This window comes from Psychrobacter sp., assembly GCF_030454045.1.
GTDB lineage: Bacteria > Pseudomonadota > Gammaproteobacteria > Pseudomonadales > Moraxellaceae > Psychrobacter.
This window is the reverse complement of the sequence record NZ_JAKDJE010000087.1, coordinates 1-11,497: the sequence shown is the minus strand read 5'-3', so window position 1 is coordinate 11,497 and position 11,497 is coordinate 1. Positions and strand designations below refer to the sequence as shown.

Annotated in this window: 13 protein-coding genes and 1 pseudogene; 2 read left to right on the top strand and 12 right to left on the bottom strand. The window is 41.7% G+C overall.

Annotated elements, in window-relative coordinates; all coding sequences use genetic code 11:
• Nucleotides 1–94: 94 nt before the first annotated feature.
• The 12 genes and pseudogenes from L0G63_RS12295 to L0G63_RS12240 all read right to left on the bottom strand — a co-directional run bounded on the left by L0G63_RS12295 (nt 95) and on the right by L0G63_RS12240 (nt 8,895).
• On the bottom strand, nt 95–250 hold the full coding sequence (locus tag L0G63_RS12295) for a hypothetical protein (RefSeq protein ID WP_201555241.1): 156 nt from the start codon (nt 248–250) through the stop codon (nt 95–97).
• A 150-nt stretch (nt 251–400) separates the two neighbouring features.
• A pseudogene (locus tag L0G63_RS12290) lies at nt 401–571 on the bottom strand (DUF305 domain-containing protein); the annotation flags it as partial.
• A 78-nt stretch (nt 572–649) separates the two neighbouring features.
• Nucleotides 650–922 carry a DUF5676 family membrane protein gene (locus L0G63_RS12285; RefSeq protein WP_227685533.1) on the bottom strand — a complete coding sequence of 91 codons (273 nt, stop codon included), beginning with the start codon at nt 920–922 and terminating at the stop codon, nt 650–652.
• 112 nt (nt 923–1,034) lie between these two features.
• Nucleotides 1,035–1,688, bottom strand: coding sequence for an isoprenylcysteine carboxylmethyltransferase family protein (locus tag L0G63_RS12280; RefSeq protein WP_068037334.1), 654 nt, complete (start codon nt 1,686–1,688; stop codon nt 1,035–1,037).
• A 129-nt stretch (nt 1,689–1,817) separates the two neighbouring features.
• Nucleotides 1,818–3,161, bottom strand: a complete 1,344-nt coding sequence (locus tag L0G63_RS12275) for an APC family permease (protein ID WP_301450917.1) — start codon at nt 3,159–3,161, stop codon at nt 1,818–1,820.
• Between the two features lie 145 nt (nt 3,162–3,306).
• The gene (locus L0G63_RS12270; protein WP_037059145.1) at nt 3,307–3,783 is read right to left on the bottom strand and encodes a DUF305 domain-containing protein; all 477 of its coding nucleotides are present in this window, start codon (nt 3,781–3,783) and stop codon (nt 3,307–3,309) included.
• A gap of 95 nt (nt 3,784–3,878) precedes the next feature.
• A complete protein-coding gene (locus L0G63_RS12265; RefSeq protein ID WP_301450916.1) occupies nt 3,879–4,877 on the bottom strand; it encodes a copper resistance protein B in 999 nt (332 codons plus the stop codon).
• Nucleotides 4,878–4,899: 22 nt separating this feature from the next.
• Nucleotides 4,900–6,597, bottom strand: a complete 1,698-nt coding sequence (locus L0G63_RS12260; protein WP_298735714.1) for a copper resistance system multicopper oxidase — start codon at nt 6,595–6,597, stop codon at nt 4,900–4,902.
• A gap of 67 nt (nt 6,598–6,664) precedes the next feature.
• Nucleotides 6,665–7,294, bottom strand: a complete 630-nt coding sequence (locus L0G63_RS12255) for a DUF411 domain-containing protein (RefSeq protein WP_025645678.1) — start codon at nt 7,292–7,294, stop codon at nt 6,665–6,667.
• A gap of 139 nt (nt 7,295–7,433) precedes the next feature.
• Complete coding sequence (locus L0G63_RS12250) at nt 7,434–8,030, bottom strand: cytochrome c (RefSeq protein ID WP_025645677.1); 597 nt, start codon at nt 8,028–8,030, stop codon at nt 7,434–7,436.
• 125 nt (nt 8,031–8,155) lie between these two features.
• Complete coding sequence (locus tag L0G63_RS12245) at nt 8,156–8,434, bottom strand: hypothetical protein (protein ID WP_193006275.1); 279 nt, start codon at nt 8,432–8,434, stop codon at nt 8,156–8,158.
• 134 nt (nt 8,435–8,568) lie between these two features.
• Nucleotides 8,569–8,895 carry a hypothetical protein gene (locus L0G63_RS12240; RefSeq protein WP_093068413.1) on the bottom strand — a complete coding sequence of 109 codons (327 nt, stop codon included), beginning with the start codon at nt 8,893–8,895 and terminating at the stop codon, nt 8,569–8,571.
• A 227-nt stretch (nt 8,896–9,122) separates the two neighbouring features.
• On the opposite strand from L0G63_RS12240, the gene L0G63_RS12235 reads away from it, so the two are divergent.
• Nucleotides 9,123–9,857, top strand: coding sequence for a heavy metal response regulator transcription factor (locus tag L0G63_RS12235; protein WP_301450915.1), 735 nt, complete (start codon nt 9,123–9,125; stop codon nt 9,855–9,857).
• On the top strand, nt 9,847–11,400 hold the full coding sequence (locus L0G63_RS12230) for an ATP-binding protein (protein ID WP_301450914.1): 1,554 nt from the start codon (nt 9,847–9,849) through the stop codon (nt 11,398–11,400). Before L0G63_RS12235 ends, L0G63_RS12230 begins: the two co-directional genes overlap by 11 nt.
• The last annotated feature ends 97 nt before the right edge of the window (nt 11,401–11,497 follow it).

The window sequence follows — 11,497 nt, the reverse complement described above, 5'->3', positions numbered from 1 at the left end:
TGCTCGCTTGTGTCTTTATCTGGTTGCCCCTGATTTGAATTCTATACACACCCTACTAATCTAGATATCTCGAAAATTAAGTTTCAATTGGAACTTAATCTTTATTACGCAAATATTTGAGTAAGGCCATAATAGTCAATATCAGTACCGCAAAAACCAGTACTGTAAACAATAAGGAGACAATAGATTCTCCCCAACCCATACCGTGCATCGATCCATTCATCATGCCGTGCATAGTCCCGTTCATCATACCGTGCATCATAATAACCATTACAAGGACTCCTTATTTGTTATTTCCTTAGTATAAGTAATGATATAGTACTAGTGTGTGAACGTACACCTCTCAATAGTCTGCTTACTTAATAACACCTAATACAAAGTGCTCAAAATTTGTGACTGCCTATTCCAACTCATCAATAAGCGCTTGCATCTCACCGATTTCACGCTTTTGTGCTTCGATAATGTCATCAGCAAGCTGGCGTACACGTGGATCTTCGATATCAGCACGCGAACTGGTCAAAATAGCAATCGAGTGATGCGGTATCATCGCCTGCATCCAATCCACTTGATTCTACTAATAAATACTAGCGCAATCGATTTACTCAAATTGAAAAGGTTTGCTGACTATTAATACACTAATACCTTCGACCTATTTTGCGAACCAACGATATAGTGGCACGAACAAGATGGCGAAATACCAACCGTAAAGATATGATTCTACAAGTCCAATTAGAAAACCTGTCCATGTTAACCACTCAAAGCCAGGTAGTAGAGGTGCCCAAGCTTCGTGCATCGCTATCTGTTCGGGTGCGAGTAAACCAAACCCTATGCATAATAGATAACTAATAAGTAGAAACAACGATACACTATTGCCAACAGGGGCAATCCTTAAAGTACTTGTTGTTAAGTTTGATTTGACCATCTTAGTAATCCTCACTATTGTATGATGTGGTTCAAGCTCAAGATAACCAATCGTATCTAACCATGCTAACTCTAAGGATTTGTATGAATTAAAGCTTTATCCTGTATTGATATTACTTTTTAACTCGTGCGGCGGCGGCAAGTTGACGCCATTGACCCCATTGAGGAATAAACATTGGCACTTGCTGTTTGTAAGCAAGGTAGTCTTTACCAAACTCTTCAAACATATGCCGTTCCTCACGTCGAGCTAACCATGTGTATACAAGCACAATCACTGGAAACAGACCGATTGAAAACAGAGTTGGCCAATGCACCACACCCTCACCGAACAGTGCAATAAACAACCCGGTGTACTGAGGATGACGTACGTAGGCATAGAGTCCATCAGTTACTAAACGATTTTCCCCTCGTGCTTTGTGGACTTGGCGCCAACCTTGAGCAAAAAGACCGACTCCTAAAAATGCAATAGCATAGCCGAGTAGCATTGAGATCATCATGCCTGTCTCACCTAAACCAACAAGGGTCGACCATAAGCTAGCGCTGACATATTGGCTGTCCAAACCAAAAAACCGTACTAATAAATATATAGTGAGCGGAAAGCCATACATTTCTGCGTAAAGTGCAATAATGAAAGCCTGAACTACACCAGCACCCGCCCATTCACGCCAGTTCTTTGGTGCGAAATAACGGTAAAAGAACCAAGAAATCAGAACAATAACAATTAGTGCGAGACCCCAAGTTCCAGCGTGATTAAATGACTCATTCATAGCTTACTTTCCCTGTTGTCTTTATGAATATCGTATTGCATGAAATCAATTCTTGAAGATAGTAAGCAGACGCTTAAATCTATGCAATTTTTAACCAAACAATTTTCTGTAAACTCTTTGATGTTACTGTCAATGATGGTCTGCAAGCGTATCTTTTTCGATAGCTTTTTTCCTCGCTGAAGATTTCAGGTAAACCTGCTCAGCCACAGCAATCACTACAATAGTGACGACTGCTACGCCAAGTACGAATGGATCTGAGTTTAGTTTAATCCAGACAAAACCGCCGAGAACCAACAGGTCAAGAAGTATGGCCACTATAGGCACCCACATCACCGCCTTTATATCCTGACGAAGGTATCGCAAAACACCCCAATGAATGGCGATATCCATAATTAGATAGAAAACAATGCCAAGCGCTGCAATTCGTGATAAGTCAAATAACGTCGTAAAAGCTAAACCCAACACCACAGTATAGACCAACGTATGTTTTTGAACGCTTCCCGGCATTCCCAAATGACGATGAGGCACCAGCTTCATCTCAGTCAACATAGCAAGCATACGAGAGACTGCGAAGATGCTAGCAAGGAGGCCGCCAGCGGTAGCTCCCATTGCGATTGCAACTGTGAACCATAGACCATAGTCGCCAAGTGCTGGGCGTGCGGCGGCAGCCAAGGAGTAATCTTTAGTTTCGATGATTTCGGCAAGAGATAGATTACTAGACACCGCGAAACCGACTAGAGTGTAAATAACTACGCATATTGCGATTGATATTACAATGGCACGGCCGACGTTGCGATGAGGATTTTTTACTTCCGAGCCACTGTTGGTAATCGTGGTAAAGCCTTTAAATGCCAGTATGCCTAGCGCCGTTGCGCCAAGAAAGTCACCAACAGTATTAGTGTCACCTAATGTAGAAGAATCAACTGCAAAGCTATCAGCTAGCCAGATACCAACCAACCCGAATATAAGAATACCGACAATTTTTATAATACCGATAACCGATGCAACCCCCTGAATCCAACGATTACCAAGTAAATTGATAAAGAACGCAGCAAGAATAAGCGCGGCGCCAAGGATGGATACCATGCGACCGCTGTCATCGCCACCGAATAACTGCATAGTGTATGACCCGAACGTCCGGGCCAAAAAGCTCTGCGCTATAACCATGGAGAAATACATCAGCAGGGCATTAAATCCAGTCGGTAAACGATCTCCGTATGCCTGATGCAGGTACATTGCAACACCGCCAGCCGACGGGTAAGCGTTAGAGATTTTGATATAAGAATAGGCACTAAAAGAAACAACGATTGCGGCGGCTAGAAAAGCAAGTGGGAAAAGCGAACCCGTCATCTGAGCCATCTGACCGGTCAGAGCGAAAATACCAGCACCGATCATGACACCGGTACCTAGCATAACTGTTCCTGATAATGTCAAACTATCCTTCTGATAGCGAGTCGTTCTATCTTGCTTCATACTTATTCGACCTTAATCTATTTCTTCGTAGAACTTCAGTTTTACAGGTTATTTTTGAAGTAAGGAGTAGGTATAGTTAGAATTAAAAGACGCGATATAGTAAATAGTTTTTAAAGAAGAGCTTACTTATTGGTATCATAATATATTATTCCAACTCATCAATAAGTGCTTGCATCTCACCGATTTCACGCTTTTGTGCTTCGATAATGTCATCAGCAAGCTGGCGTACACGTGGATCTTCGATATCAGCACGCGAACTGGTCAAAATAGCAATCGAGTGATGCGGTATCATCGCCTGCATCCAATCCACTTGATCGACCGTTTGTTGTGATCTAACGCCCCATAAACCAAAGGCAAATAGCACGACACTAATCCCATAAACCATTAGATTGACCTTAGTCTTTTTATACATATTGGTCATAAAGGCGAGCATAATAATAGCCATCATAGCGCCCATATATAACGCCATATAAGCTCTGGTTTCGCTAAAATAAACGTGATCCCATTGATAAGTATTAAAATACATCATGATAAACATCACGACTGTCGATGTTAAAATCATGATTGTGAACTTTACATAAGGGTTCATTTGCTTCTGTTTATTATCCATATGGTTATTCATATTCTTGTCCTTAATTTAGTAAAAAGGCACCTAAATAAAGAGGCGCCTTTTTTTAGAGCTAGTGTTATAAACTGTTGTTACTTACATGGTTAACACTAGAACCAAAATTTCACACCAGCTGTAACGCTACTAGAATCAACAGCTTCGTCTTCTTGACGTCGCAAATCTCTTGCGTTGCCTAAAGCGGTCTCATAGCTGATACCCACATAAGGCGCGAGCTGACGACTTAACATCTCGTAAGTAAGCCTAACGTCAGCCCCAAACTCATTAAAGCCTTTAGTAATATGGTTATCTGTATCATCTTTGCTAAATGCCGTCAGCTCTACTTCTGGAATCACTACCCAATGTTGATCTAAGCGCCACTCATACTCCGCACCTAGATCTAGACGAACTTGCCCATCAGTATATAAATAAGCTCTAGCATCGGTTTCGATGAAGTAAGGTGCAGTGCCTGCAATACCAGCCATCACGGCAGATTTATCATTTTCGGTATCATAAGCAACACCGGCTTCCCCATTCCAAAAAATACTAAGTGGCTTCCAGTAAGATAGTGAGGTTAAGCTATCAATTTCTTTATCATCTTTAGTTTGGATACTACCTTCGCTACGTAGCGTTACGCGGTTGCTGTCTGTACCGTACCACGTATCAAACTCATAATTGATTTGATCATCGTCAAATTGATAGCCCAGATCGTCTACTGATACGCCCCATAACGGTAAGCTACCCATCATCACAGGCTTACCAAAGCGACCATAGGGAACACCATTTGAGTAGTCGGGACTACGAGCATTAGGAGGTGGTTCGCCGCCTTGCATTCCAGACATATCCATATTCATACTGCTATGATCCATACCTGACATGTCCATACTACTGTGATCCATACCTGACATGTCCATGCCACTATGATCCATACTCGACATATCCATATCTGACATATCCATGCCACTGTGATCCATGTTCGACATGTCCATATTCGACATATCCATGTTGCCGTGATCCATATCGGGCATGTCAGCGGCATTTGCTACAGGTGACAGTAATAACAGCAAAGATGATATGCCAATAAACGGTAGACCTACTTTATACATTTTCATAATAAGGCTCATATTTAAAGGGTTAAATGACGGCAACTTCTCGAAACATGCCCGCTTCCATGTGATACAGCAGATGGCAATGCCAAGCCCAGCGCCCCGCCTCACCTGTGACATCGAAACTAATCTTTTGCGCTGGCTGCACCATTATCGTATGTTTGCGAACTTGAAAATCGCCATCAGGCGTGCGCAAATCGCTCCACATACCATGCAGATGCATAGGGTGGTTCATCATAGTGTCATTGACTAAGGTAATACGCACACGCTCGCCCGGTTTGATATTAACAGGCGATGCGTCCTTAAACATAATACCGTCTAACGCCCAGATATAGCGCTCCATATTACCGGTTAGATGTATTTCAATCTCTCGAGTGGGCTTGCGCTGCTCGGCCATTATTTCATTGCCAACAGAATGCAGTTGGTTATAGGTTAAAACCTTACGATTAATATCACGCAAATTAATACCCGGATCATCGAGATTCATCCGTGGACTATCGACGCGCATATCTGTCTTAAAGTCATATTCGGTCTTAGCATGACGGGCATCATAGCCATTAGCACCCATAGCCCCCATCATATCGGACATAGTTAGCCACTCAACATCATCCATAGCAGGTATGGCAGCGCGAGCGCCTCTTTTAGTGGCAAGCGTGGTTGCGACAAAGCCGGTGCGATCGATGTTTTGGGCAAATATGGTATGCGCGTCACGGGTTGGGGTGACGATGACGTCATAAGTCTCAGCCACACCGATACGGAAGTCATCGACATCAACGGGCGCGACATCATTACCATCGGTGCCGACCACTTTTATTTTGAGCCCTGGAATGCGCACATCAAATATGGTCTGCGCGGAGCCATTGATAAAGCGTAGTTTGACCGGCTGACCTGTTTTGACCAATTGCGACCAATTCGCCGCTGTCGTTTTACCATTCATAAGATAAGTAAACGTGGTCTCACCAGATAAATCAGTAAAATCAGTCGGCATCATGCGCATCTGGTTCCACATTTTACGTTTATCATAAGCCGCCTCAAGATCCGTAGCGGCAATATCGGACAATAGCTTTTTAAAGTCTGGCAGATGATAATTATCAAAGTCAGCACGCTGCTTAAGTAGTTTTAGCAGATTATGCGGATCGCGATGCGTCCAATCACTAAGCAGGATAACGTGATCTTCCTCGATAGGATAGCGTTCGCGCCCTTTAGGTTCAATCACAATAGCCCCGCGCATACCGGTCTGCTCTTGGAAGCCAGTATGCGAGTGATACCAATAAGTGCCTGACTGTGTCAGTTTAAATTTGTACGTGAAGGTGCTACCCGCAGGAATACCATCAAAGCTGATACCCGGTACGCCATCCATCTCAAACGGCACTAAGAGGCCATGCCAGTGAATAGAGGTCGACTCATTCAGCTGATTATGGACTCGAATGGTGACCGTATCGCCTTCTTGCATCTTAAGCGTTGGCGCAGGCAGTGAGTCATTTATCAGCGTTGCCATGCTTGACTTGCCGTTGACCGTTATCATCTTCTCACTGACATAAAGATCAAATTCATTACCCGTTAGTATAGGTACAATGTGATCGGCTCTATCACTATTGACTACGACATTTTGGCTTTTAGTTAAAGCACTATTAGCCATCGTCGGTAGTGTGGATAGCATCGACGCGCCGAGCAAGGTGGATGACCCTGTCAAAAAACGCCTGCGGTTAAATCTGTTTTTATTCATAATATTGACCTAAGTTAATCCATGAAATGAGAGTTGAACTTATATATCTGATAACTTATTAATAGAACTACATCTGCTGCGCTGGCGACTCAATAGCCGCATACACTTGAGTGCTGCCATCCTTGTTCAATTGCATGACTTTATAGGGCATAAATTTATCTTGATATTCCATGCCCGGACTACCAACTGGCATACTCGGTACCGCAAGACCGATGGAATCAGTTGGCGGATTGGCTAGAAACTGTGCCATGTATTTGGCAGGAACGTGACCTTCAAAAACATAACCATTAGTAGTGACGGTGGTATGACAAGAGCGCATTTGCTGCGGGACACCGTAACGCTCTTTAAATAAAGATAAATCTGTAACGTCTTGCGCAGTTGCGCTTAGACCATGACCTTCGGCATAGCCTACCCATTCTTTGCAGCAGCCACAATTAGCATCTTTGTAAACTGTAGCCGAGACGTTTTGTAGAATTGTCGACCCAGTACCTGAATTAGCACTGACAGACATCATTTGCGGTTGTGGTTGCTCTATTTGAGCACTTTTGGTGGCAAGCGTTGGCTCAGTTTGAGTAGAATTTGAAACACTAGTATCGGGCTGACTACAAGCCATTACTGTTGACGTTGCTACTAGTAAAAGAGCAGAAGCTGATACCTTTTTATGTCCATTGCCCATTATATTTATATAGCGTCTCATAACTTACTCCTAAGCGTCTGCTTATCTGTTGAACCTTCTAAAGATTTATACCCTATAACTAAGTGTAGTATAGGCAAAGTTTAAATCCCAAAAGGCAGCACTATTTAGCACTGCGCTTTTATAAAGGAATATGGAAGAATTAATGCTGCATTCCAGCTCCACCTTCTGACATATCCATCATGTCGCTATTCAGTGACATATCCATCATGTCATCATCCAGTCTAGTGGTTAGCATGGTATACTGATTCTCATTTAACTCAGGTAGTGATCTAATAAAAGCGACCATTGCCCACATTCTATCATCGTCATGAGAAGCACCCCATGCTGGCATGCCTGATGCCATAATACCGTGCTTAATCGCCCAAAAACTTTGCTGAGCTCCTGCATCCGTTTTATAACGATCAACTACTTGCGCATTAGTGAAATTAGGTGGCTTAGGGTATAGGCTCTCACTAAAATCAGTGCTCTCTACCCCAGGAGACAAATGGCAGCCTGCGCACATATCTTTGTAATCGGCACCGCCTGAGCTAATCATCTCTACTTTTTCTAAATCTGGAACAATAATGTCCTTGCTAGCGTAGGCTATTGAACGGGTGCGAGCCGTCTCCAAGAAATTATAAACCAATGGACTATGTCCTTGATCAGCGCCAATATTAATGACACCACTCATAACCACAGTAAAGACACCAACAATAGCGACCACGACAGTGAAAAGTACTCCTAGTAAAAACTTCATGGGTTTATCCTAAAATCCATTTTCTTTAATACCCTACTCTTAGCGTCTACAAATATTTCCTACAAACCCTTATTACTGATTGATGAAACTATCTAGCAGTAATAAAGGATTTATAAAATCAATGTTTAAGAGTCACTTTTATCTGTTACGCAGTGCTTTTGATACATTTGTTTCATTTTACCCATGTTAGCCATCATTGATTTCATAGCGGGATCGTTCATATCCATTTTGCTATGATCCATTTTTTGCATCATTTGCATATGCTTTTCCATTTTTTCACAGTTCATCTGATCTTTTTCAGCGTGCATTTTAGGATCATGTGCTAGAGCTGAGGTTGAAACGACTAGAGCGACGGCAGTGGCTACGATTGCTTTAGGTAAAGACTTTGATTTAAAGAGTGACATGGTTAATCCTTAATTGATTTAGTTGAGGGTACATAAAGCTTTAGGATATTAATTCAGTCTAAAGCATAACTTATTGATTCTGACAGAGAGATGACAGCAAGATGACAATATTGTCATCTTGCTACTTTTATATTTTAATGCTGCACGTATTCATTTAGTATGGCATCAGCATTTCTATCACGATCGCTACCATATTTTTTTATAAAATACTTTTCAGACTGCAGATGTTGATCTTGATGCTGAACTTGGCAAGCGACTCGTGCATCAACATAGCTTTTCATTTGAGCATCAGACATCTGCGCGTTATTGTGATCTAGATTTCTGGCAAACGTAGTTAAGTTATCGCAATTATCGATAATTGAAGTGCTTAGATTGGTAGTATGCGCATTAGCTGCTGATATACCGATAAGCATCGAAGCGGATAGCAGCACCACTTTTTTGAATGAACGATAGCTTTTCATATAACATCCTTAATAAATTATTAAATATTGAAACTAATTACCTGTAGTAATAATTCATAGTAGCTACTCGTATCAAGAATGAGCCGCTATGTACTATAGGTATAGATTAACAAACGAAGACTGACCATTTGATGACGAGCGCATGACATCTTTGTCAGATACCAGTCCGTTTTGTCATTTATATTGATTTGGGTATTATAAAATCATAATTATATTGAAGGATTACTATGAAAGTACTACTAGTAGAAGATGAATTAAAACTCGGCGAATATGTAAAAAAAGGCTTAAGTGAAGCAGGCTTCATTGTTGATCATCAGCTGACAGGTTTAGATGGCTACCATGCTATGATGACTGAAGAGTTTAGCGTGATACTCATGGATGTTATGCTGCCTAATGTTAGCGGTTTTGAGCTAGTACGTAATTACCGAGCGGCTGGCAAGCATACGCCAGTGTTATTTCTAACCGCAAAAGATGATTTAGATGACAAAATCAAGGGGATTGAGATTGGCGGTGATGATTATCTGACCAAACCTTTTGCCTTTGCAGAGTTAATAGTCAGGATAAAAAGCTTATTACGACGCGCCAATCAAGCCGACTATAAAAGTACGCTCATGCAAATAGCGGATCTCAAAATGGACATTGCCAAGCGCACTGTACATAGAGGAGACACGCCCATTAAACTAACCGCAAAAGAGTTCTCCCTATTACAGTTTCTATTAGAGCGCCGCGGTGAAGTATTACCACGCTCAATCATTGCTTCACAAGTATGGGATATGAACTTTGATAACGATACTAATGTGATTGATGTGGCAATAAGACGTCTGCGTATAAAAATAGACGATGAGTTTGATACCAAGCTAATTCATACTGTGCGTGGCATGGGCTACCGATTAGATGCTGTCGACGTTTCAGCTAGTAATAAAGCTGCCAGCGAAACGGAAGATAGCCAATATGATAAATAGATTGGACAATCGACGCTTACCCTTACTATGGCGAACTGTGTTTTTATTGACGATATTTGTCGTTTTATCGCAGTTGATAATCTATATCTGGGTACAGCACTCTGTTAAAGGCCATTTTGAGCAAATGGATGCTGAAATCATTACCCACGCAGCCTTTAATCTACGTAAGCGCGTAACAGAGGCGGATAACCAAATAGCCTCTCAGACACTACCTAAGCCTCAAAGTCCATCAAACACTCAACAACCGCTAAGCTCGAAAGCTTCTTCAAATCTACTTCCTACAATAGCCACAGAAAATGATGATCACCTGCATTCATCAGCGCTAGATTACGATCTAAAAACTATCATTGCTGATAAAGAGGGGCGATTGCTATCTAGTACTCCCAAAAACTTTGCTAATGAATTAAGTGCCGACTTTAACCTATTATCATTACAGCAAAATCATGATGACAGACAGTTTGTAATAAATATTAAAGACAGACGTTATCGAGCTATGGTTATTGGAGACGATGACATGCTTGCCCTTATCGCCTTACCCATTGACGTGCATCATCAGTATTTATTACAGTTTAACCGTCAACTTAGTCTGATCCTATTTGCCATCACACTACTGTTGGTTTCAATAGCAGCCTTAAGCGTGTATTGGGGTTTTGCCCCTTTATCCACTATCGTGCAAAGGATGAAAGGTATTCATCCTGAAAGATTGAGCGAAAGAGTAATAGTTAATGATATGCCATTAGAGCTAAGACCTTTAGCAGAATCCTATAACTCGATGATGGCTAAGCTTGAAAGCAATTTTGAGTCGTTGTCGCGATTTTCAGACAATATCGCGCATGAGCTACGCACGCCAATAGCGACGCTGATTACGCAAACGCAAGTCATGTTAAATAAGCCTAGAGAGGAAGAGGAATATGTCGAACAATTACATCAGCAACATGACACCTTAGAGCAATTATCGGCGATGATTAACAACATGCTACTGCTAGCAAAAACCCAAAAAGGACTGAGTGATTCGCAAGTGACTACTGTAGATACTGAGGTCCTAATCAATAAGCTGTTAGATTACTTTGAAATGATTGCCGAGGATCGTAAAATAACTTTTGTAAAATTAGGAGATTTTAAGGCAGTATTAGGCGATGAAGGTTTATTACAAAGGCTATTTGCTAATCTGCTATCAAACGCGATCTACTACGCCGCTAGTAATAGCGTCGTCACAATATCAGCCACTGTCAACACTCCAAATACTTCCGTTAATAATTATAAGATGCTTGAAGACGATCAAAGTAACACTCAAACCGCGAAGCAATCTTGGCTAGAGATAACTTTTACTAACCTTCTAGAAAAACCTCTAAACCAAAGCGAAGCAGATCGATTGTTTGAGCGCTTTTATCGTCATGATAAAACTAGCCAGCACCATTCAGGATCAGGTTTGGGTTTATCTATCGTTCAGGCTATTGCTAATGCTCATAAAGGGACGGTCAATATCACTAACAAAGATGAGTATTGTTTTGAAGTTACTGTAGGATTATTGATTGCTAAGTAGCATACACCTCAATATCCTAGTGTTCAAAATATTAATAATATGGTAAGCATCCGACCAACCCCCTATTGCGGTGGCACCCAGCGATGAGGCAACAACT

What these genes read in the sequence shown, in the direction of transcription:
- L0G63_RS12295 (WP_201555241.1), bottom strand. Translation starts at nt 250, where the DNA reads ATGATGAACGGGACTATGCACGGCATGATGAATGGATCGATGCACGGT.
- L0G63_RS12285 (WP_227685533.1), bottom strand. Translation starts at nt 922, where the DNA reads ATGGTCAAATCAAACTTAACAACAAGTACTTTAAGGATTGCCCCTGTT.
- L0G63_RS12280 (WP_068037334.1), bottom strand. Translation starts at nt 1,688, where the DNA reads ATGAATGAGTCATTTAATCACGCTGGAACTTGGGGTCTCGCACTAATT.
- L0G63_RS12275 (WP_301450917.1), bottom strand. Translation starts at nt 3,161, where the DNA reads ATGAAGCAAGATAGAACGACTCGCTATCAGAAGGATAGTTTGACATTA.
- L0G63_RS12270 (WP_037059145.1), bottom strand. Translation starts at nt 3,783, where the DNA reads ATGAATAACCATATGGATAATAAACAGAAGCAAATGAACCCTTATGTA.
- L0G63_RS12265 (WP_301450916.1), bottom strand. Translation starts at nt 4,877, where the DNA reads ATGAAAATGTATAAAGTAGGTCTACCGTTTATTGGCATATCATCTTTG.
- L0G63_RS12260 (WP_298735714.1), bottom strand. Translation starts at nt 6,597, where the DNA reads ATGAATAAAAACAGATTTAACCGCAGGCGTTTTTTGACAGGGTCATCC.
- L0G63_RS12255 (WP_025645678.1), bottom strand. Translation starts at nt 7,294, where the DNA reads ATGAGACGCTATATAAATATAATGGGCAATGGACATAAAAAGGTATCA.
- L0G63_RS12250 (WP_025645677.1), bottom strand. Translation starts at nt 8,030, where the DNA reads ATGAAGTTTTTACTAGGAGTACTTTTCACTGTCGTGGTCGCTATTGTT.
- L0G63_RS12245 (WP_193006275.1), bottom strand. Translation starts at nt 8,434, where the DNA reads ATGTCACTCTTTAAATCAAAGTCTTTACCTAAAGCAATCGTAGCCACT.
- L0G63_RS12240 (WP_093068413.1), bottom strand. Translation starts at nt 8,895, where the DNA reads ATGAAAAGCTATCGTTCATTCAAAAAAGTGGTGCTGCTATCCGCTTCG.
- L0G63_RS12235 (WP_301450915.1), top strand. Translation starts at nt 9,123, where the DNA reads ATGAAAGTACTACTAGTAGAAGATGAATTAAAACTCGGCGAATATGTA.
- L0G63_RS12230 (WP_301450914.1), top strand. Translation starts at nt 9,847, where the DNA reads ATGATAAATAGATTGGACAATCGACGCTTACCCTTACTATGGCGAACT.